The sequence below is a fragment of the Streptomyces galbus genome, assembly GCF_005280195.1.
In the GTDB taxonomy this organism is placed as follows: Bacteria; Actinomycetota; Actinomycetes; order Streptomycetales; family Streptomycetaceae; genus Streptomyces; species Streptomyces galbus.
This window is the reverse complement of sequence record NZ_SZPR01000009.1, coordinates 100033-119770: the sequence shown is the minus strand read 5'-3', so window position 1 is coordinate 119770 and position 19738 is coordinate 100033. Positions and strand designations below refer to the sequence as shown.

The following is a 19738-nucleotide window of genomic DNA, read 5'->3' as shown; positions in this document are numbered from 1 at the left end:
GAGAATGGGGGCATGGCGGGTTCGGGCGAGCGGGCACGGCACTGGCGGTACGAGGAGCTGCCCGGCGTCGACCTGCTGCGGGCGCGGTACGTCCGCAAGGCGTTCGTGCGGCACACCCACGAGGAGTTCGTGATCGCCGCCATCGCCGACGGCGTGGAGGTCTTCCGCCACGGCGGCGCGGAGCAGTACGCCGGGCCCGGCGCCCTCGCTCTGGTCAACCCGGACACCCCGCACACCGGGCGGGCCGGGGTGCCCGAGGGGTGGCGGTACGGGGCGGTGTACCCGTCGCCCGAGGTGGTCGCGGCGATAGCGGCCGAGACGACGACGCTGCGGGGCACGCCCGCGTTCGTCAGCCCGGTGCTCGTCGACCCCTACGCGGGTGCGCTCGTGCACAAGGTGCTCCGGGCCGCCGACGAGGGCAACGCGCTGGCCGCCGACACACTGCTGCGGGTGGCCGTGACCCGCCTGCTCCGGCTGAACGGCGGCTCGCTGCCGGCCCGGCCGGTGCGCACCGCCGGTGCCCGCCTCGCGGCACGCGCGCGGACCGTGCTGGAGGAACGGCTCGCCGAGCCGCCGACCCTCGACAGGCTGGCCGCCGACCTGGGCACCGGTCCGTTCGCCCTGCTGCGCGCCTTCCGGGACGCCTACGGCATGCCGCCGCACGCGTGGCTCACCGACGCGCGGGTGCGGCGGGCCCGGCGGATGCTGGACGCCGGGACCGCCCCGGCCGAGGCCGCCGTGGCCGTCGGCTTCACCGACCAGCCCCACCTCAACCGCCACTTCACCCGCATCGTGGGCGTACCGCCGGGCGCGTACCGGCGGGAGCGCTCGGGCCGGGGCGAGCCGGAGGACCAAGGGGGCGGCGGGCGCAAGAACGTACAAGACACCGCGGCGCGGCTGCTCCTACCGTCGGACGCGTGGGAGAACGAACAGCACTCGCGGACACGGACGTGACAGGACCCGACGGCGCGCGACGGCCGGACCGGGCCGTCGTACGGGACGCCCTGGGGGTGGGCATCGCCGTGGGACTGTCGGGGTTCGCCTTCGGGGTGACCTCGGCGGGCAGCGGACTCTCGGTGTGGCAGACCTGCGCGCTGAGCCTGCTGGTGTTCACCGGCGCCTCCCAGTTCGCCCTCGTGGGGGCGCTCGCGGCGGGCGGCAACCCGCTCACGGCGGCCGCGGGTGCCTTCTTCCTGGGCGTGCGCAACGCGTTCTACGGGCTGCGCCTGTCCCAGTTGCTGGCGCTGCCGCGCGTGCTGCGCCCGTTCGCCGCGCAGTGGGTCATCGACGAGACGACGGCCGTGGCGCTGGCACAGACCGACCGGCGGGGCGTGCGGATCGGCTTCGCCGTGACCGGGCTCACCCTCTACGTGCTGTGGAACCTCACCACGCTGCTGGGCGCCCTGGGTGCGGAGGCCATCGGCGACACGGACGCGTGGGGGCTCGACGCGGCGGGCCCCGCGGTCTTCCTGGCGCTGCTCGCGCCCATGCTGAAGTCCGGCACCGAGCGGACGGTGGCCGGCTGCGCCGTCCTGCTCGGCCTCGGTCTGCTGCCCGTCCTGCCGGCGGGCGTGCCCGTCCTGGTCGCGGCCCTGGCGGCACCGGCGGTGCTGTGGGCGCAGGGCATGCGCCGGGGCGGGGACGGCGCGGCCCGGGAGCGCCGCCTCCCGGGCGACGCCGTGGACCCGCAAGGAGGACAGGGGCCGCACGCGCAGGCGGCGGAGGCACACGACGACGAGGACGGGGACCAGCGGTGAACACCTGGATCGCCATCGGCGCGACCGCGATCGGCTGCTACGTCGTCAAGCTGGCCGGGCTCCTGGTGCCCGCCGGAGTCCTGGAACGGCCGGTCGTCCGCAGGCTCGCCGCCCTGCTGCCCGTGGCGCTCCTGGCCGCCCTCACGGCCCAGCAGACCTTCGCCGACGGCCACACGCTGGTGCTGGACGCCCGCGCCGCCGGGCTCGCCGCGGCCGCCGTGGCCGTCGTGCTGCGGGCACCGTTCCTGCTGGTCGTCGCGGCGGCCGTGGTGGTGACGGCGGGGGTCCGGGCCCTGGGCGGCTGAGCGGGAGCGAGGTACGCGCGCGTGCCGGGGCGCCCGCCCGTCAGCCGATCGGCCTCCCGTATGCCCGCAGGGTGCTCAGGGCGTCGATGGTCACCAGGGCGCGCGCCTCCAGGGCGGGGGCGGCGCCCCAGGTGCGCCAGCGGATCGGCCAGCCGCCGTCCTCCTGCTGCTCGGCGGCCAGGTGGTCCAGGGAGCGGGCCATCTCGCCGTCGCTGAACCAGGCGCGCGCGAGCGAGTGCGGGGTCCGGGCGAAGTCGTGCGGGAAGTGGTGCTCGGCGGGGGCGTAGCCCGGTGCGACCGGGTACGCCTCCAGGTCGTCCGGATCGAGCGCGGCGAGCCGCTGCTCGCGCACCAGGCGGCCCAGCCGGTCGGCGGCCGCCTGCGCGCGGGGGCGGTCGGGCGCGGTGTCGAGGAAGGCCACGGCGGCCTCCACCTCGTACGGGTGGGTCGTCCCCAGCGACTCGACCGCCTGCCAGCAGAAGTCGGTCGCCCGGAACAGCCAGGCGTGCCACACCTCGTTGCCGTGCAGCACGCCCACCACGGGCCCGGTCGACAGGAGTGCGCCCGGCGGGTCGTCGACGACCGGGACGAACGGCGCCACGGGATAGCCGCGCTGGCTGGGATGGATCGCCGGCAGGGCGCCGTCGGCCGTGGAGACGGACGTCAGGTAGCGGCACACGCGCTGCACGCGCTGTCCGCCGCAGCGGCCGACGGCGTCCAGGACGCGCAGGGCGTGCGCGGTGTGCAGGGGCTGGCTGACGGGGCCGCGCAGGTCGGGCTCCAGCGCGTGGCCGTAGCCGCCGTCCTCGTTGCGGTAGGCCTCCAGCGCGGTCTCCACGGGGTCGGCGGCGCCGTTCAGGAAGCGGTTGGCGAAGAGGCGCTGTTCCAGTACGCGTGCGGTGAGCCAGACGAAGTGCTCGGCGCGGAAGAGCGGGGACTGCGCCGGGGGCGTCGGGGGGAGTGGGGGTGCTCCGGTGTCGGCCATGGGTCAGACCGTAGGACGGAAAGCGGTCTCCGCAGGCGGCACCGGCCGGGGCCACCCTCGCGGGCGGGATACTGGGATCATGCGGTTGACGGTTTTCTGGGAGCGGATGGCGGAGCACTTCGGTGCCGGGTACGCCGAGACCTTCGCGCGCGACCACGTGATGTCGGAACTGGGCGGACGCACGGTGCAGGAGGCGCTGGCGGCCGGCTGGGACGCGAAGGACGTGTGGCGCGTGGTCTGCGACGTGATGAACGTGCCCCTGGAGAAGCGCTGATCGGTAACGAAGACCCGAGGGGGGCGCTCGATTGTCGGTGGCGTGGGCGAGACTTGGTCCGTGGCACCCACTGACGAGTCCGGGCAGGTCGCCCGGCACCCCTCCGCGCCCGGGGAGACGCCCCCGGCCGGACCGGCCGACGGCGCGGCCGCGCCGGTCGCGCGCATGCCCCGCTGGCTCCCGCGCGCGATGGTCCTCGCGCTCGCCCTCTTCGCGTTGTTCCAGCTCGGCACCTGGGCTTTCCACCAGGTCCTCGGTCTGCTGATCAACATCCTCATCGCGTTCTTCCTGGCGCTTGCGGTCGAACCCGCGGTCAGCCGGATGGCCTCCTACGGCATGCGCAGAGGGCTCGCCACCTTCATCGTCTTCTTCGGCCTGTTCGTCGTCCTGGCCGGGTTCTTCACCCTGCTCGGGTCGATGCTCGCCGGGCAGATCATCAAGCTGGTCGAGGGCTTCCCGGACTACCTGGACTCGGTCATCAGCTGGGTCAACGACACGTTCCACACCCACCTCAGGCGCGTCGACATCCAGGAAGGGCTGCTGCACTCGCAGTGGCTGAAGAAGTACGCGCAGAACAGCGCGGCGGGCGTGCTGGACGTGTCGACCCAGGTCCTCGGCGGGCTCTTCCAGCTGCTGACGATCGCGCTGTTCGCCTTCTACTTCGCCGCCGACGGGCCGCGGCTGCGGCGCGCCCTGTGCTCCGTGCTGCCGCCGGCCCGGCAGGCCGAGGTGCTGCGCGCCTGGGAGATCGCTGTCGACAAGACCGGCGGGTACCTGTACTCGCGCGGCCTGATGGCGCTGGTCTCGGGGGTCGCCCACTACGTACTGTTCCAGGCCCTCGGCATCCCGTACGCGCCCGTGCTCGGTGTGTGGGTGGGTGTGGTCTCCCAGTTCATCCCGACCATCGGCACCTACCTCGCGGGCGCGCTGCCCATGCTGATCGCCTTCACGGTCAATCCCTGGTACGCGCTGTGGGTGCTGATCTTCGTCGTGGTCTACCAGCAGTTCGAGAACTACATGCTCCAGCCCAAGCTGACGGCCAGGACGGTGGACATCCACCCGGCCGTCGCCTTCGGCTCCGTGGTCGCGGGCACCGCGCTGCTCGGCGCGGTCGGCGCGCTGATCGCCATCCCGGCGGTCGCCACGCTCCAGGCGTTCCTCGGGGCGTACGTGAAGCGGTACGCCGTCGCCGACGACCCCCGGGTGCAGGGCCACCGGACCCGCGGGCAGGGACCGGGCGCCGCCACGCGCGCGCGACACCTCTGGACGAGGCTGCGGACGGGCGCGCCGCCCGGATCGGCCGCGGGGACGGACCGCAACCCACCTGTGGACACGGACCCGGACGCGGGCAGGAGCACGGACAGCGACCCGGGGCCGGACCGGGGACCGGGCTGAGGAACGGCGGCTCGCCGACCGGACCGGGCCCGGGAGAGCGACCGGGCTCCACGGAGCCGGCATCCGGGTCCCAACGGAGCCGGCATCCGGGCCGTCACCACGTGAGCGCCGCCCACACCACCGCCCCGACGACGGCCACTCCGTAGCAGCCGGTCGCCACCGCCACGGCACGCCACCGCGTCCGCTCGCTCCAGGGCGTGCGGGACAGCAGCCCGGCCAGCGCGGGCAGCACCAGGACGGCGTGCAGGCTCACCGCGTGCAGGGGCTTGAGCGGTGCCGTCGAGTGGTACGCCGCCTCTTGGTGGCCGGTGCGGGTGAGCACCACCCCACGCGCGATCATCACCGCGCCGGAGGCCAGGCCCACGAGGAGCACCGCGAACCCCGACCGCACCGCGAGGGGCATGCCCGCAGGACCCGTGGGCCGGTGCCGGAACGAGGCGACCGCGAAGACGCCGAGGAGCGCCACCAGGACCGCTCCGCCCACCGCGAGGGTCAGGGACACCGCGGTGTCGAAGGGCGTCTCCATGTCGAGGTGCGAGGGCACCCCGCGCCACGCCTGGAGGGTGATGCCGCCGACCTCCACGACACAGTCGGCGGCGAACACACCGAGCAGCGCGGCGCGCAGCCGCGGTCCGACGCGCAGATACGACGTGACCCAGGCGGTCGCGACGAGCGTCGCCCCGAACGAGAGGCCGAAGGTGACCGGCTTGCGCCAGGAGACCGGGCCGTTCCAGGGGCCGCCGTCGACGGCGAACACGAGCAGGTGCGCCAGACCGGAGACGACCAGGACCAGGCCGACCGTCAGACACAGCGTGTCGATGCGGTGGACCGGGAAGCGGACGGGAGCCGGGGCGGTGCCGGCGGCGGGACGGAGGTGCGGGGTCGGAGCGTGCGTGTCGGCCATGGACCGAGCTTCGCGGTCCGGCCGCGCCGCGTCGTCCTCCGGCCGGAGACAGCGGGCGTACGCCAGGCGGAGCAGCGGGGGACGTGCCCAGGGGACGTCTCGCGGTGCGTCACTCCTGAGCCGCGTGGTGCGCTTGACACCAAAATCGAACATCTATTCTTATAGAGGCTCCGGCACGGTCAGCGAGCGGTGGTTCGTCCCGATCCGGGGCGAGATGCACCCGAGTTATCCACAGGCCGGACCGGCGTCGGGGTGCATTGTCAGTGGCAGGCGTTAGCGTCTTTGACGTGAAGCGATCGACTCAAGCAAATCGGGTGGAACCCATGGCAGGAACCGACCGCGAGAAGGCCCTGGACGCCGCACTCGCACAGATCGAACGGCAATTCGGCAAGGGCGCGGTCATGCGCATGGGCGACCGGACGAACGAGCCCATCGAGGTCATCCCCACCGGCTCGACCGCCCTCGACGTGGCGCTCGGCGTCGGCGGTCTTCCGCGCGGCCGCGTCGTGGAGATCTACGGGCCGGAGTCCTCCGGCAAGACCACGCTGACCCTGCACGCCGTGGCCAACGCGCAGAAGGCCGGCGGTCAGGTCGCCTTCGTGGACGCGGAGCACGCCCTCGACCCCGAGTACGCGCGCAAGCTCGGCGTCGACATCGACAACCTGATCCTGTCCCAGCCGGACAACGGCGAGCAGGCGCTGGAGATCGTGGACATGCTGGTCCGCTCCGGCGCGCTCGACCTCATCGTCATCGACTCCGTCGCCGCGCTCGTCCCGCGCGCGGAGATCGAGGGCGAGATGGGCGACAGCCACGTCGGTCTGCAGGCCCGGCTGATGAGCCAGGCGCTGCGGAAGATCACCAGCGCGCTGAACCAGTCCAAGACCACGGCGATCTTCATCAACCAGCTCCGCGAGAAGATCGGCGTGATGTTCGGCTCGCCCGAGACCACGACCGGTGGCCGCGCGCTGAAGTTCTACGCCTCGGTGCGCATCGACATCCGTCGCATCGAGACCCTGAAGGACGGCACGGAGGCGGTCGGCAACCGCACCCGCTGCAAGGTCGTCAAGAACAAGGTGGCCCCGCCCTTCAAGCAGGCCGAGTTCGACATCCTCTACGGCCAGGGCATCAGCCGCGAGGGCGGCCTGATCGACATGGGCGTGGAGCACGGCTTCGTCCGCAAGGCCGGTGCCTGGTACACGTACGAGGGCGACCAGCTCGGCCAGGGCAAGGAGAACGCCCGCAACTTCCTCAAGGACAACCCCGACCTCGCCAACGAGATCGAGAGGAAGATCAAGGAGAAGCTCGGCGTGGGCGTCCGCCCGGCCCAGCCCGCCACGGAGGCGGGTGCCGACGCCGCGGTCACCGCGTCCGGCGCGCCCGCGGACGAGGCCGCCAAGACCGTGGCCGCCCCGGCCGCCGCCAAGACGGCCAAGACCAAGGCCGCCGCTGCCAAGAGCTGACCCGACCCGTGACACGACGAACGGACTGGGTCGACGAGCTCACCCCTCCCGACGCTCCCGAGGACGGCACGCGTGACGGCGGGCCGCGCGGGCGGGGCGGCCGTCGCGGACGCCGTTCCGCGCAGCCGCCCGGTGCGGACGAAGGCCCCTCCTCCTCGTCGAGGGCCGAGCAGGGGGAGTCTTCGGGGGACCCGGCTGAGCGGGCACGGGCGATCTGCCTGCGCCTGCTCACCGGGACCCCGCGCACGCGGAAGCAACTCGCCGACGCGCTGCACAAGCGGGAGATCCCGGACGAGGTGGCCGAGGAGGTGCTGTCCCGGTTCGAGGAGGTCGGGCTGATCGACGACGGCGCCTTCGCGGACGCCTGGGTGGAGTCCCGGCACCACGGCCGGGGCCTGGCCCGGCGGGCCCTCGCGCGGGAGCTGCGCACCAAGGGCGTCGATTCGGCGCTGATCGACGAGGCCGTCTCCCAGCTCGACTCCGAGCAGGAGGAGGCGACGGCGCGGGAGCTGGTCGCCCGCAAGCTGCGCTTCACCCGCGGCCTGGACCGCGACAAACGGCTGCGGCGCCTGGCCGGCATGCTGGCCCGCAAGGGCTACCCCGAGGGCATGGCCCTGCGGGTGGTCCGCCAGGCCCTGGAGGAAGAGGGCGAGGACACGGAGTTCCTCGACGGCGATCACGGCGGCGACGGGCAGTACTGAGGGCGCAGGGCGCGCTCCGACGCGAGCACGGCCGGGGGCACCTCCGCGCCGTACCGCCCGAAGGGCGCCTACGGACCCGCCGCCCGCCCCCCGGTCACCGGGAGCCCCTCCGCCCGCCACGCCTGGAAGCCGCCGATCAGGTCGGTGGCACGGTGCAGGCCCAGCTCGTGGAGGGAGGCGACGGCGAGGCTGGAGGCGTACCCCTCGTTGCACAGCACGACGATCCGCAGGTCGTGGCCGGTGGCCTCGGGGACCCGGTGGCTGCCCTGGGGGTCGAGGCGCCACTCCAGTTCGTTGCGCTCGATGACCAGCGCGCCGGGGACGAGACCGTCCCGCTCGCGCAGGGCTTCGTACCGGATGTCGACCAGCAGGGCCTCGCCGGCCCGGGCGGCCGCGTACGCCTCGGATGCCTCGACGCGCTGGTAGCGGGCGCGCACCCGTTCCAGCAACTCGTCTATGCCGACCGGGGACGCGGTGTCCGGTGCGGTGTCCTGGGTGCCGGGTCGGCGGATGCTCACTGCCAGTCCTCCGGGCGCTCGACCTGCTCCAGCCGGAGCGTCGCTCCGGTGCGGCTGTAGCGCCGGATCTGCGGCAGCGGCGGGTAGTAGGCGTGGACGGAGATCGCGTGGTGCTCGGTGGACTCGTTGAACACCTCGTGCACGTGGTGGCGTCCGAAGGCGCGGCCCCGGCCGGCCGGCAGCCGACGGGAGCGGTCGACGCCCTCGGTGAGTTCCAGGGTCTTCCAGCCGTCGGTGGGCAGCCGCGCGGCGAGCGAGTTCTCCGTCAGCTCGCCCTGCGCGGTGAGGAAGGCGCCGACCGAGTCGGCGTGGTCGTGCCAGCCGGTGCCGCTGCCGGGCGGCCAGCCGATCAGCCAGGCCTCGCTGCCGCCGGGCCCTTCGAGGCGCACCCAGGTGCGGCCCTCCGGGTCGAGGGGGAGCGAGGAGATCAGTTCGGCGTCGGCGGCCGTGCGCCGGACGAAGTCGAGGAGTTCGGCCTGCGTCGGAGCCGCGGCGGTCGTGGCGGCGGAGGGCAGGGACGAGGAGGGCGGGGAGGCAGGGGGAACGACAGACACGTGCACCGTCCTGAGGAGCGTTCGCGGGAGCGCACGGCGGCGCGGAGCGCCGGGCCGGCGGAAAGAGGGAGTGTGCGAAGTCAGCAGGACGGGCGACACACGCAGCCCGCATAGCGGACGAGGTCCATGTGGACCCTCCGCCACAGGCGCACGCAGGTGTCGGTCACGATCCGGAGTACACCATGCCGGTGCGGACCGGTCAACTCACTGTCACTATGCGGACCGTACGGTGACCGTGTGTGCGGCCGGGGGCCACCGCCCGGGCGCCGGCGAACCGGGGGTCGCTACGGCGTACCCGGCCGGTGGGGCGGGCCGGTGAGGTCCGGCCCGGCCCCACCGGCCACCGCGGTTCACCCCGCCGCGGACCTGGCCCCGGCCTCCGTCTCGGCCCGCTCCGCGGCACCGCCCACGGCGGCCTCGGCCGCCGCGTACAGGTCGGCGGGGCGGACCCCGCTCAGCGCCGTGACGAGGCGGCCGTCGGGGCGGACCAGCAGCACGGTGTGGGCCGCCGCGCCCGGGTAGCTCTCGGCGACCAGCAGCTCGGTGGGGTGCGGCAGCGCGGTCACCGCAGCGGCGAGCCGGGGCATCAGCCCGGCGCTCATCCAGTGCTTGCGCTCCCAGACGCCCGTGCCCGGCGCGATGAGCACGACGAGCAGGGCGCCGCGGCCGAGCCGGTCGCGCAGCTGGACGAACGAGCCGTCCTCGGCCGTCACCCGGACGTCGGCCACGGGCGCGCCCGGCGCGGTGTCCACCGGGACCTCGCCCTCCAGCGGCCCGGGCGCCAGCGGCGAGTCGGCGTACGTACCGGGATCGCCGAGCGGGCCGCGGCCGAGGTGGCCGTCGGTCAGCAGCGCGTCGTGGCCGCGGGCGGCACCGGGCACGTACGCCCTGATGCCCCCGCCGCCGCGGAGCAGCGGCAGCACCTGGTCGGCGGCGCGCAGGCGGGCGGCGACGGCGGCGCGCCGCTCGGTCTGGTAGCTGTCGAGCAGCGCCGCGTGCCCCCCGTGGTGCCAGGCGGCGGCCAGCTTCCAGGCGAGGTTGTCGGCGTCCCGGAGCCCCTCCTCCACCCCCTGCGTGCCGAACGCGCCGAGCAGGTGGGCGGCGTCCCCGGCGAGGAACACCCGCCCGACGCGCCACCGCCGGGCCAGGCGGTGGTGCACCGTGTGCACGCCGGTGTCGAGCAGCTCGTACGCCGGGGTGGAACCGCCGTGCCAGCCGGCGAGGGTCTCGCGCACGCGGGAGACGAGCAGGTCGGGCGTGACGAGGTCCTTGCCGGGCGGCAGCAGCCAGTCCAGGCGCCAGACGCCGTCCGGGAGGGGGCGGGCGGTGACCTCCCCGGCCGACGGTCCGGACGTCCGCCACGGCGGCATCCGGTGGAGCAACGCGTGGCCGTCCCAGGGGAGTTCCCCGCGCAGCGCGGCCACGGCGTGTCGTTCCACCGCGGTGCGGCCGGGGAAGCGGATGTCCTGGAGTTTGCGGACCGTCGAGCGGGGGCCGTCGCAGCCGACCAGGTAACTGCCGCGCCACCACGTACCGCTCGGGCCGCGGGTGTGGGCGGTGACGCCGGACGGCTCCTGCTCGACGGCGTCCAGGCGGTGGTCGACGGCGATCTTGACGAGTCGTTCCTCCGCCAGGGCCGCGCGCAGGGCGCCGGTCAGGACGTGCTGGGCGACGTGCAGGGGGGCGGGGTCGGCGTCGTCGAACGTGATGGCGCGCATCACCTGCTTGCGCCGCATCGACCGCCATCCGGCCCAACGCGCCCCGATCGCGTCGAGGGGCACACCGGTCAGCCGTTCCACCAGCGCGGCGGTGTCCTCGCCCAGGACGACGGTGCGCGCGAGCCGGGGTTCGTCCTTGCCCGGGTTCTCGTCGAGGACGACCGAGGGGACGTCCTGGCGGGCCAGTGCCAGGGCGAGCGTGAGGCCCACGGGCCCCGCTCCGACGATGATCACCGGGTCCACGGTGCCGCGCCCCCCGCCCGTGACGATGCCCTCGACGACCTCGACGAATCAACTGGACCAGGGGGTGGAGCAGGGTGCGCGATCACACAACGTATGCAACCCACTGGCGCTGATCGCGTCAAGCGACGGAGGCAGTGGCGCACGCACCACTGCCTCCGGGTCTCCTCAGGTCACTTGATCGGACGTCAGATGCTTCCGCCCGCGCCCGCGCCGGCGCCGAAGGTCCCGGCCGTGCCTGCCGGGTTGAGCTCCTCCATGTCCTCCGCGCCGAGCACCGCGCCGGTGCTGCGCTTGCTGCGCCGCAGGTAGCGCTCCAGCCAGCCCGCGAAGCTCGTGAGGAGGAAGTTCAGGACGATGTACATCGCGGCGACCACGATGAAGCTCGGGATCACGTTGGCGTAGTTGGCCGCGAGCGTGCCGCGCGAGTTCAGCAGGTCGGTGAAGCCGAGCATCACACCGCCGAGCGCGGTGTCCTTCACGATGACCACGAGCTGGCTGACGATGGCCGGCAGCATCGCGGTCACCGCCTGCGGCAGCAGGATGCTGGACATCGTCTGGCCCTTGCGCAGACCGATCGCGTGCGCGGCCTCCGTCTGCCCCCTGGGGAGCGAGAGGATGCCGGCCCGGACGATCTCCGCGAGGACCGCGGCGTTGTAGAGCACCAGGCCGGTGACGACCGCGTACAGCGGCCGGTCCGCGCTGCCGACGTTCGTGGAACGGGCGTAGAACTCGTTCGCGAACAGCATCAGCAGCAGCACCGGGATGGCCCGGAAGAACTCGACCACCGTGCCGGACACGGCCCGCACCCAGCGGTGGTCGGAGAGCCGGGCGATGCCGAAGACGGCACCGAGCGGCAGCGCGATCACCATGGCCAGGGCCGCCGCCTTGAGGGTGTCGGCGAGTCCTGGCAGCAGGTACGTGGTCCACGCTTCCGACTCGCTGAACGGCTTCCACATCGCGGAGCTCAGCTGGCCCTTGTCGTCCATCGCCCTCCACAGCCACCACAGGAGCAGCGCGAGCAGGACGAAGAAGACCACCGAGAAGGCCACGTTGCGCCACTTGGCGCGGGGACCCGGAGTGTCGTAGAGGACCGAGCTCATCGCTTCACCGCCAGGCGCTTGCCGAGCCAGCCCAGGATGAGGCCGGTCGGCAGGGTCAGGACCACGAAACCGAAGGCGAAGACCGCGCCGACGAGCAGCGTCTGCGCCTCGTTCTCGATCATGCTCTTCATCAGGTAGGCCGCCTCGGCGACGCCGATGGCGGCCGCCACCGTGGTGTTCTTGGTCAGTGCGATCAGCACGTTGGCCAGCGGGCCGATCACCGCGCGGAACGCCTGGGGGAGGACGATCAGCCGCAGGGTCTGGCTGAAGCTCAGCCCGATGGCCCGGGCCGCCTCCGCCTGCCCGAGCGGCACGGTGTTGATGCCCGAGCGCAGCGCCTCGCAGACGAACGCGGCCGTGTAGGCGACCAGGCCCAGGACGGCCAGCCGGAAGCCCTGGACCTTGAAGTCCTCGGAGCCCAGGGTGACGCCGAACTGGTCGGCGAGGCCGGCCGAGCAGAACAGGATGATGACGGTCAGAGGGGTGTTCCGGACGAGGTTGACGTAGGCGGTGCCGAAACCACGCATCAGCGGAACCGGGCTGACGCGCATCGAGGCCAGCAGGGTGCCCCAGACCAGTGAGCCCACGGCGGAGAGGACGGTGAGCTTGACCGTCATCCAGAACGCCCCGAGGACGTCGTAACCTTCAAGAAAATCGAACACGATCTCCCGCGCTTCCGGGTGTGTGGCGAACGGGCTGGAGGTGGTGCGCCGCCGCCGTGATCGCGACGGACGGCGGCGCACCCGGTGAACCCTGCGGTCCGGGCGGCCCCGGGGTTACTTGACGATCTGGCCGATCTTCGGGGCCTGCTCGTTCTTGTAGTCGGCGGGACCGAAGTTGGTGTCGACGGCCTTCTGCCAGGAGCCGTCGCTCTCCATCTTCTCCAGCGCCTTGTTGATCTTGTCGACGGTCACGGTGTCGCCCTTCTTGACGCCGATGCCGTAGTTCTCGTTGCTGAGCTTCAGCCCGGCGAGCTTGAACTTGCCCTTGTACTGGTCCTGCGACGCGAAGCCGGCGAGGATCGAGTCGTCCGTGGTGACCGCGTCCACAGCGCCGCTCTGCAGGGCCGCGACGCACTCGGAGTAGCTGCTGTACTCCTTGAGGTTCGCCTTCGGGGCGATCGACTTCTGGACGTTCTGCGCCGAGGTGGAACCGGTCACGGAACACAGCTTCTTGCCGTTCAGGTCCGTGCCCTTGGTGACGTCGGAGTCCGACTTGACCAGCAGGTCCTGGTGCGCCAGCAGGTACGGGCCCGCGAAGTCCACCTTCTGCTTGCGCTCGTCCGTGATCGAGTACGTGGCGACGATGTACTTCACGTCACCGCGCGCGAGGGCGTTCTCGCGGTCGGCGCTCTTGGTCTCGACGAACTCGATCTGGTCGGGCTTGTAGCCCAGCTCCTTGGCGACGTACGTGGCGACGTCCACGTCGAAGCCGGAGAAGGAACCGTCGGGCTTCTTCAGCCCCAGGCCGGGCTGGTCGTACTTGATGCCGACCTTGATCTTGCCGCCGCCGCCGCTCGAGCCGCTGCCCGAGTTGTCGTCGTCGCTGCCGCCGCAGGCGGTGGCGGCCAGGGAGAGGGCGAGCACGGCTGCCGAGGCGGCGGTGACCTTGCGGAGCTTCATGGTGAACATCCTTCGAGTTGTCAGATGCGGGCCGTCGACGCCCATGACGTGCGGCGTCCCGGGCGCGTCAGTGGTGCAGGATCTTGGACAGGAAGTCCTTGGCGCGGTCGCTGCGCGGGTTGCTGAAGAACTGGTCGGGCGCAGCCTGTTCCACGATCCGGCCGTCCGCCATGAAGACCACCCGGTTTGCAGCCGATCGTGCGAAGCCCATCTCGTGGGTGACGACGATCATCGTCATGCCGTCGCGGGCGAGCTGCTGCATCACTTCCAGCACCTCGTTGATCATCTCGGGGTCGAGGGCCGAGGTCGGCTCGTCGAAGAGCATGACCTTCGGACCCATCGCCAGCGCCCGCGCGATCGCCACGCGCTGCTGCTGACCGCCCGAGAGCTGCGCCGGGTACTTGTCGGCCTGGCTGGCCACGCCGACCCGGTCGAGGAGGGCACGCGCCTTCTCCTCGGCCTGCTTCTTGTCGGTCTTGCGGACCTTGACCTGGCCCAGCATCACGTTCTCGAGCACGGTCTTGTGCGCGAACAGGTTGAAGGACTGGAAGACCATGCCGACGTCGGCACGCAGCCTGGCCAGCTCCTTGCCCTCCTGCGGCAGGGGCCTGCCGTCGATCGTGATCGTGCCCGAGTCGATCGTCTCGAGGCGGTTGATGGTCCGGCACAGGGTCGACTTGCCGGACCCGGAGGGCCCGATCACGACGACGACCTCGCCGCGGGCGATCGTCAGATCGATGTCCTGGAGCACGTGCAACGCGCCGAAGTGCTTGTTGACGCTCTTCAGGACGACCAGGTCGCCGGTCGCGGCCACGTCTTCCTTGGCCACCGATACGTCGGTCATCGCTCTCAGGCTCCGTCCTTCTCGGTTTCGGAGGACAGTAGTGACCCGCCGCGACCAGCGTCATTACATCTGAGGGGAATCTGAGCATCACGATCCGATAGCAATCGGACACGTGTCGTAGCCCGGGCGGTACGCGTGCGTATCGGCCGGATAACGGTAGGGGCGCGCAACCGGAAGCCACTTGACGGCGTCCTCGTCCATCGGCGTGACTGCCATGGGGCACGCGCGCGTGCACGTACTGTTCGCACCCAGGCACGAGGGACAGGGGGAGGCCGGCATGAGACTGCTGCTCGTCGAGGACGACAACCACGTCGCCGCCGCGCTGTCCGCGGTGCTGAAGCGGCACGGCTTCGAGGTCACACACGCGCGCAGCGGCGAGGAGGCCCTCCAGGCGCTCGTCCCCGAGGGGCCCGGCTTCGGTGTCGTCCTCCTCGACCTGGGCCTGCCCGACCAGGACGGCTACGAGGTCTGCGGCAAGATCCGCAAGCGCACCAGCACCCCGGTGATCATGGTGACGGCCCGCTCCGACGTGCGCTCCCGCATCCACGGCCTCAACCTGGGCGCCGACGACTACGTGGTCAAGCCGTACGACACCGGCGAGCTGCTGGCCCGCATCCACGCGGTCAGCCGGCGCACCGTCCCCGAGGACCAGGTCACCGGTGCCGAGGACGCGCTGCGGCTCGGGCCCGTGCACATCGAGCTGCCCACCCGGCGGGTCACCGTGGACGGCGCCGTCGTCCAGCTCACCCGCAAGGAGTTCGACCTGCTGGCCCTCCTCGCCCAGCGGCCCGGCGTGGTCTTCCGGCGCGAGCAGATCATCAGCGAGGTCTGGCGCACGAGCTGGGAGGGGACCGGCCGCACCCTGGAGGTGCACGTCGCCTCCCTGCGCGCCAAGCTGCGCATGCCCGCGCTGATCGAGACCGTACGCGGCGTCGGGTACCGGCTCGTCGCCCCGGCCGTGTAGCGGGGACCGGTTGCGCACACGTCTCCTGCCGCTGCTGATCGTGCTGATGGCGGCCGTGCTCCTCGCCCTCGGCGTGCCGCTCGCGGTCAGCGTGGCCGGGGCCCAGCAGCAGAAGGTGATCGTCGACCGGATCGACGACACCGCGCGCTTCGCGGCACTCGCCCAGTTCGTCACGGCCACCGCCGAGGCGCCCGGGAGCACCGCCCGCTCCCTGGACGAGCGGCGCAAGACCCTGGCCCGCGAACTCGACAGCTACTACGAGGTGTACGGCATCCGCGCCGCTGTCTTCTACCGCACCGACACGCCCATGGCGCACGCGCCGCGGGACTGGTTCCTGCCCAGGACCGGTGAGGTGCGCGCGGCGTTCGAGGAGGCGCGGCTCAGCCGGCGCAGCCACGACCCGCAGCAGGTCTGGCCCTGGCAGCACCGGCACCTCGTGGTCGCCTCCCCGGTCGTCCGGGACGGCGACGTCGTCGCGGTCGTCGTGCTCGACTCGCCCACCGGGCCGATGCGTTCCCGCATCCTGCACGGCTGGCTGCTGATCGGCGCCGGTGAGATCGCCGCGATGCTGCTCGCCATCGGCGCGGCGCTCCAGCTGACCGGCTGGGTGCTCAAGCCGGTGCGCGTCCTCGACGCCACCACCCACGACATCGCCACCGGGCGGCTGAAGTCACGCGTCGCCGTGGGCGGGGGTCCGCCGGAACTCAGGCGGCTGGCCCGGTCGTTCAACGAGATGGCGGACAACGTCGAGGACGTGCTGGAGCAGCAGCGCGCCTTCGTCGCCGACGCCTCGCACCAGTTGCGCAACCCGCTCGCGGCGCTGCTGCTGCGCATCGAGCTGCTGGCCTACGAACTCCCGGAGGGCAACGAGGAGATCGCCTCCGTCCAGGCCGAGGGCAAGCGCCTGGCCCAGGTCCTGGACGACCTGCTCGACCTGGCCCTGGCCGAGCACACCGAGGCCGACCTGCGGATCACCGACATCGGCGCGCTGGCCGCCGAGCGCGTCGCCGCCTGGGCGCCCACCGCCCGGGCCAAGGGCATCGACCTGGTCGGCGCCTGCCCGCCCCTGACCGGCTGGGCGGACCCGGTGGCCCTGTCCAGCGCCCTGGACGCGGTGATCGACAACGCCGTGAAGTTCACCCCGGACGGGGAGTGCGTCGAGGTGTCCGTGGCCGCCGAAGGGGACAGCGTGACCGTCGTCGTCAGCGACAACGGTCCCGGCCTGACCGACGAAGAGCTGGCCCGCGTCGGCGACCGCTTCTGGCGCAGCGGCCGCCACCAGAACGTCAAGGGCTCGGGCCTCGGCCTGTCCATCTCCCGCGCCCTGCTCGCGGCGGGCGGCGGCTCCCTGTCCTACGGCCACCACGAGCCGCACGGGCTCACGGTGACGGTGCGGGTGCCGCGGACCTCGGGATCGTGAGGCCCTGGGGGGACGCGCTTCAGGGCTTCAGGGCTTCACCGAGCGGTAGTAGCGCCGTGCGCCCTCGTGCAGGGGCAGCGGGTCGGTGTAGATGGCCGTGCGCAGGTCGACGAGCTGGGCGGAGTGGACCTTCTCGCCGATGTCGTCACGGCTCTTGATGACGACCCGGGTCATCCACTCGGTGAGCCGGACGTTCACGTCGGCCCGGGTGATGAGCAGGTTGGACACCGCGACGGTGGGCACGGCGTAGCCGTTCTGGACGGTGGGGTAGGCCGACTCGGGCATGCTCGTCGCCCGGTAGTAGCGGGTCGACTCGTCCCGGTCGTGCATCCTGGCCACGAGGTCGGCGTCGATCGGGACGAACCGGAAGGTGAAGTCGTCGGCGAGGTCGCGCAGGCCGTTGGTGGGCACGCCACCCGACCAGAAGAACGCGTCGATCTTCCCCTGCTCGAGCTGCCGCGGGCCGGTGTCGATGCCGTCCGACGCCGCCTCGACGTCCTTGACCGGGTCCAGGCCCGCCGCCTCCAGCACCCGGTCCGCGATCAGGCGGACACCCGAGCGGGGCAGCCCGGTCGCCACCCGCTTGCCGCGCAGGTCCGCGATCGTCCGGATGTCCGAGTCGCGCGGCACGACCAGTTGGACGTAGTCGTCGTACAGGCGGGCCACCCCGCGCAGCTCGGCCTTCGCCTCCGGGTGCCGTGCCTCGTACGCCGCGACCGCGTCGGCCGCGGCGATCGTGAAGTCGGCCCGGCCGGACGCGACCCGCTCGACGTTGTCCTGGGAACCGTTGCTGGTCGCCAGCCGCACCCGCAGGTCCGGCATGTCCTTGGCGAGCTCGGGCCGCAGCCGGCTGCCGTACTCCTGGTACACCCCGGCCCGTGTCCCGGTGCTGAAGGTGATCGCCCCGCTCGGCGGGTCCTCGCCGAGCGGCAGCAGCCACCACAGCAGCAGCCCGAGCACGACGACGCCGGCCCCGGCACCCTGGAGGGCGCGGCGCCTGCCGATCCGCGGGAACGTCCTGGACATGGTCGGGATCCTGCCAGGTGGGCGGGGCGGGTGACCAGGGCGGGGCTCACACGGCCGGCGCCGCTGCCCGCGCGCGGCCGTGCCCCGCCGGCGGGTTCTCAATCCCCGACCCACGTCTGAGCCGACGTCTGAGCCGACGTCTGAGCCGACGTCTGCGCCGGCGCCTCCGCCCGCTCCAGCGGCTCCGGCTCCCTGCGGCCGGTACGGCGCCGGCTCCACCACAGGGCCAGCGGCTCGGTGTACCGGGCGGTGAGCGGGCCGAGGACGACCAGGATCAGGACGTACGCCGTGGCCAGCGGGCCCAGGGACGGCTCGATGCCCGCCGTGACCGCGAGCCCGGCGATGACGATGGAGAACTCGCCGCGGGCCACCAGCGCACCGCCGGCCCGCCAGCGCCCCCTGACCGAGATGCCGGCCCGCCGCGCCGCCCAGTACCCGGTGGCGATCTTCGTCCCGGCGGTGACGAGGGCCAGCGCGAGAGCGGGCAGCAGCACCGGCGGGATGCTGGCGGGGTCGGTGTGCAGCCCGAAGAAGACGAAGAAGATCGCGGCGAACAGGTCGCGCAGCGGGCTCAGCAGCGTGTGCGCGCCCTCGGCGGCCTCACCGGACAGCGCGATGCCGACCAGGAACGCGCCCACCGCGGCCGACACCTGCAACTGCTGGGCGACACCGGCCACCAGGATGGTCAGGCCCAGCACCACGAGGAGCAGCTTCTCCGGGTCGTCGTGGGAGACGAACCGGGAGATGACCCGGCCGTAGCGCACGGCCAGGAACAGCACGAGGCCCGCCGCGCCCAGCGCGATGGCGAGGGTCAGGCTGCCCGCCGCGAGGCCGGCGCCGGCGACCAGCGCGGTGACGATCGGCAGGTAGACCGCCATCGCCAGGTCCTCCAGGACCAGAACGCTGAGGATCACCGGTGTCTCCCGGTTGCCGACCCGGCCCAGGTCGCCCAGGACCTTCGCGATGACCCCGGACGACGAGATCCAGGTGACGCCCGCCAGCACCACCGCCGCCACCGGGCCCCAGCCCAGGAGCAGGGCCGCCACCGCACCCGGCAGGGCGTTCAGCGCTCCGTCGACGAGGCCGGCCGGGTAGTGGGCCTTGAGGTTGGAGACGAGGTCGCTCGCCGTGTACTCCAGGCCGAGCATGAGCAGCAGCAGGATGACGCCGATCTCGGCGCCGGTGGCCACGAACTCCTCGCTCGCGCCCAGCGGCAGCAGCCCGCCCTCGCCGAACGCCAGCCCGGCCAGCAGGTACAGCGGGATCGGTGAGATCCGGAAGCGGCCGGCGAACCGGCCGAGCAGGCCGAGGGCCAGGATGATGGACCCGAACTCGATCAGCAGGACAGCGGAGTGCACCGGTCACTCCCGTCCGAGGATCGCCGCGGCCGCGTCCACGCCCTCACGGGTGCCGATCACGATGAGCGTGTCACCGCCCGCGAGCCGGAAGTCCGGCGCCGGGGACGGGATCGCCTCGGCCCGGCGCAGGACGGCGACGACCGAGGCGCCGGTGTCGGTGCGCATCCGGGTCTCGCCGAGCACCCGCCCGTTCCAGCGGGAGGCCGCCGCCACCTCGATCCGCTCCGCCACCAGGCCGAGGTCCGTGGTGTAGAGCAGGCTCGCGCTGTGGTGCGAGGGCACCAGCGCGTCGATCAGGGAGCCCGCCTCCGCGCCGGTCAGCCGTACGGACTGGGCGCAGGAGTCGGGGTCGTCGGTCCGGTACACGTTGACCGTGCGGGTGCCGTCGCGGTGCGCCACGACCGACAGGTGGCGCCGTTCGCGTGTCACGAGGTCGTACCGGACCCCGATACCCGGCAGCGGCGTCGCCCTCAGGCGTGGAGCAGACACGTTTCTTCCCCTTGTCGGTCGTGAGTGGTCGGAGGCTGCGGAAGGTGGTCAGGGCCGCCATGCTGCCATCCGCCCGTACCGTGGAGACATGGGTGTCAGCA

At 72.7% G+C, this 19738-nt stretch carries 22 protein-coding genes; 9 read left to right on the top strand and 13 right to left on the bottom strand.

Annotated features, from left to right (window positions below; translation table 11 throughout):
* Positions 1-12 precede the first annotated feature (12 nt).
* The 3 genes from E4U92_RS08180 to E4U92_RS08170 are packed head-to-tail and all read left to right on the top strand — an operon-like array spanning position 13 to position 2062.
* Positions 13-954 (top strand): AraC family transcriptional regulator, encoded by a 942-nt coding sequence (locus E4U92_RS08180; RefSeq protein WP_137299625.1) that lies wholly within the window; start codon positions 13-15, stop codon positions 952-954.
* Positions 918-1757: an AzlC family ABC transporter permease gene (locus tag E4U92_RS08175; protein ID WP_137299624.1), complete on the top strand. Its 840-nt coding sequence runs from the start codon at positions 918-920 to the stop codon at positions 1755-1757. Before E4U92_RS08180 ends, E4U92_RS08175 begins: the two co-directional genes overlap by 37 nt.
* Positions 1754-2062 carry an AzlD domain-containing protein gene (locus E4U92_RS08170; RefSeq protein WP_137299623.1) on the top strand — a complete coding sequence of 103 codons (309 nt, stop codon included), beginning with the start codon at positions 1754-1756 and terminating at the stop codon, positions 2060-2062. The genes E4U92_RS08175 and E4U92_RS08170 overlap by 4 nt, the downstream gene beginning before the upstream one ends.
* Positions 2063-2102: 40 nt before the next feature.
* Here E4U92_RS08170 and E4U92_RS08165 read toward each other — a convergent pair whose 3' ends face one another.
* The gene (locus tag E4U92_RS08165; protein ID WP_137299622.1) at positions 2103-3047 is read right to left on the bottom strand and encodes a hypothetical protein; all 945 of its coding nucleotides are present in this window, start codon (positions 3045-3047) and stop codon (positions 2103-2105) included.
* 79 nt (positions 3048-3126) lie between these two features.
* Between E4U92_RS08165 and E4U92_RS08160 the strand changes: the two genes are divergently transcribed.
* Together E4U92_RS08160 and E4U92_RS08155 are read left to right on the top strand one after the other, a co-directional pair.
* Positions 3127-3321 (top strand): DUF3046 domain-containing protein, encoded by a 195-nt coding sequence (locus E4U92_RS08160; protein WP_067241957.1) that lies wholly within the window; start codon positions 3127-3129, stop codon positions 3319-3321.
* Positions 3322-3486: 165 nt separating this feature from the next.
* Positions 3487-4716 carry an AI-2E family transporter gene (locus E4U92_RS08155; RefSeq protein ID WP_137299646.1) on the top strand — a complete coding sequence of 410 codons (1230 nt, stop codon included), beginning with the start codon at positions 3487-3489 and terminating at the stop codon, positions 4714-4716.
* 94 nt (positions 4717-4810) lie between these two features.
* On the opposite strand, the gene E4U92_RS08150 is transcribed toward E4U92_RS08155, so the two are convergent.
* Entirely contained in the window at positions 4811-5620 is an 810-nt protein-coding gene (locus E4U92_RS08150; RefSeq protein ID WP_229863362.1) for a hypothetical protein, read from the bottom strand.
* Positions 5621-5943: 323 nt separating this feature from the next.
* Between E4U92_RS08150 and recA the strand changes: the two genes are divergently transcribed.
* Both recA and recX read left to right on the top strand, forming a co-directional pair.
* Complete coding sequence (recA, locus tag E4U92_RS08145) at positions 5944-7080, top strand: recombinase RecA (protein WP_137299621.1); 1137 nt, start codon at positions 5944-5946, stop codon at positions 7078-7080.
* 8 nt (positions 7081-7088) lie between these two features.
* A complete protein-coding gene (gene recX / locus E4U92_RS08140) occupies positions 7089-7781 on the top strand; it encodes a recombination regulator RecX (protein WP_373311710.1) in 693 nt (230 codons plus the stop codon).
* Positions 7782-7849: 68 nt separating this feature from the next.
* Here recX and E4U92_RS08135 read toward each other — a convergent pair whose 3' ends face one another.
* The 8 genes from E4U92_RS08135 to E4U92_RS08105 all read right to left on the bottom strand — a co-directional run bounded on the left by E4U92_RS08135 (position 7850) and on the right by E4U92_RS08105 (position 14380).
* Complete coding sequence (locus tag E4U92_RS08135; RefSeq protein WP_373311711.1) at positions 7850-8299, bottom strand: rhodanese-like domain-containing protein; 450 nt, start codon at positions 8297-8299, stop codon at positions 7850-7852.
* Positions 8296-8853, bottom strand: a complete 558-nt coding sequence (locus tag E4U92_RS08130; protein WP_373311712.1) for a cupin domain-containing protein — start codon at positions 8851-8853, stop codon at positions 8296-8298. The genes E4U92_RS08135 and E4U92_RS08130 overlap by 4 nt, the downstream gene beginning before the upstream one ends.
* 80 nt (positions 8854-8933) lie before the next feature.
* Positions 8934-9005 carry a putative leader peptide gene (locus E4U92_RS37135; RefSeq protein ID WP_309544753.1) on the bottom strand — a complete coding sequence of 24 codons (72 nt, stop codon included), beginning with the start codon at positions 9003-9005 and terminating at the stop codon, positions 8934-8936.
* A 198-nt stretch (positions 9006-9203) separates the two neighbouring features.
* On the bottom strand, positions 9204-10814 hold the full coding sequence (locus E4U92_RS08125) for an FAD-dependent monooxygenase (RefSeq protein ID WP_137299620.1): 1611 nt from the start codon (positions 10812-10814) through the stop codon (positions 9204-9206).
* Positions 10815-10999: 185 nt separating this feature from the next.
* Positions 11000-11914: an amino acid ABC transporter permease gene (locus E4U92_RS08120; RefSeq protein WP_137299619.1), complete on the bottom strand. Its 915-nt coding sequence runs from the start codon at positions 11912-11914 to the stop codon at positions 11000-11002.
* Positions 11911-12576 (bottom strand): amino acid ABC transporter permease, encoded by a 666-nt coding sequence (locus tag E4U92_RS08115; protein WP_137299618.1) that lies wholly within the window; start codon positions 12574-12576, stop codon positions 11911-11913. Before E4U92_RS08115 ends, E4U92_RS08120 begins: the two co-directional genes overlap by 4 nt.
* Positions 12577-12690: 114 nt before the next feature.
* Positions 12691-13536: a glutamate ABC transporter substrate-binding protein gene (locus E4U92_RS08110; RefSeq protein WP_137299617.1), complete on the bottom strand. Its 846-nt coding sequence runs from the start codon at positions 13534-13536 to the stop codon at positions 12691-12693.
* Positions 13537-13603: 67 nt separating this feature from the next.
* The gene (locus tag E4U92_RS08105) at positions 13604-14380 is read right to left on the bottom strand and encodes an amino acid ABC transporter ATP-binding protein (protein WP_137299616.1); all 777 of its coding nucleotides are present in this window, start codon (positions 14378-14380) and stop codon (positions 13604-13606) included.
* Between the two features lie 277 nt (positions 14381-14657).
* Here E4U92_RS08105 and E4U92_RS08100 point away from each other — a divergent pair, with 277 nt between their 5' ends.
* Complete coding sequence (locus tag E4U92_RS08100; protein WP_137299615.1) at positions 14658-15344, top strand: response regulator transcription factor; 687 nt, start codon at positions 14658-14660, stop codon at positions 15342-15344.
* Positions 15345-15354: 10 nt separating this feature from the next.
* Positions 15355-16764, top strand: coding sequence for a sensor histidine kinase (locus E4U92_RS08095; RefSeq protein WP_137299614.1), 1410 nt, complete (start codon positions 15355-15357; stop codon positions 16762-16764).
* Positions 16765-16791: 27 nt separating this feature from the next.
* On the opposite strand, the gene E4U92_RS08090 is transcribed toward E4U92_RS08095, so the two are convergent.
* The 3 genes from E4U92_RS08090 to E4U92_RS08080 form a co-directional block, all read right to left on the bottom strand.
* Positions 16792-17790, bottom strand: a complete 999-nt coding sequence (locus E4U92_RS08090) for a TAXI family TRAP transporter solute-binding subunit (protein WP_137299613.1) — start codon at positions 17788-17790, stop codon at positions 16792-16794.
* A 98-nt stretch (positions 17791-17888) separates the two neighbouring features.
* A complete protein-coding gene (locus E4U92_RS08085) occupies positions 17889-19148 on the bottom strand; it encodes a cation:proton antiporter (protein ID WP_137299612.1) in 1260 nt (419 codons plus the stop codon).
* Between the two features lie 3 nt (positions 19149-19151).
* Positions 19152-19637, bottom strand: a complete 486-nt coding sequence (locus E4U92_RS08080) for a cation:proton antiporter regulatory subunit (RefSeq protein ID WP_137299611.1) — start codon at positions 19635-19637, stop codon at positions 19152-19154.
* Positions 19638-19738 lie beyond the last annotated feature (101 nt).

Bases quoted from the DNA above. Each gene is read 5' to 3' on its own strand.
- E4U92_RS08180 (WP_137299625.1), top strand. From the start codon at position 13: ATGGCGGGTTCGGGCGAGCGGGCACGGCACTGGCGGTACGAGGAGCTG.
- E4U92_RS08165 (WP_137299622.1), bottom strand. From the start codon at position 3,047: ATGGCCGACACCGGAGCACCCCCACTCCCCCCGACGCCCCCGGCGCAG.
- E4U92_RS08160 (WP_067241957.1), top strand. From the start codon at position 3,127: ATGCGGTTGACGGTTTTCTGGGAGCGGATGGCGGAGCACTTCGGTGCC.
- E4U92_RS08155 (WP_137299646.1), top strand. From the start codon at position 3,487: ATGCCCCGCTGGCTCCCGCGCGCGATGGTCCTCGCGCTCGCCCTCTTC.
- E4U92_RS08150 (WP_229863362.1), bottom strand. From the start codon at position 5,620: ATGGCCGACACGCACGCTCCGACCCCGCACCTCCGTCCCGCCGCCGGC.
- recA (WP_137299621.1), top strand. From the start codon at position 5,944: ATGGCAGGAACCGACCGCGAGAAGGCCCTGGACGCCGCACTCGCACAG.
- E4U92_RS08120 (WP_137299619.1), bottom strand. From the start codon at position 11,914: ATGAGCTCGGTCCTCTACGACACTCCGGGTCCCCGCGCCAAGTGGCGC.
- E4U92_RS08110 (WP_137299617.1), bottom strand. From the start codon at position 13,536: ATGAAGCTCCGCAAGGTCACCGCCGCCTCGGCAGCCGTGCTCGCCCTC.
- E4U92_RS08105 (WP_137299616.1), bottom strand. From the start codon at position 14,380: ATGACCGACGTATCGGTGGCCAAGGAAGACGTGGCCGCGACCGGCGAC.
- E4U92_RS08100 (WP_137299615.1), top strand. From the start codon at position 14,658: ATGAGACTGCTGCTCGTCGAGGACGACAACCACGTCGCCGCCGCGCTG.
- E4U92_RS08090 (WP_137299613.1), bottom strand. From the start codon at position 17,790: ATGTCCAGGACGTTCCCGCGGATCGGCAGGCGCCGCGCCCTCCAGGGT.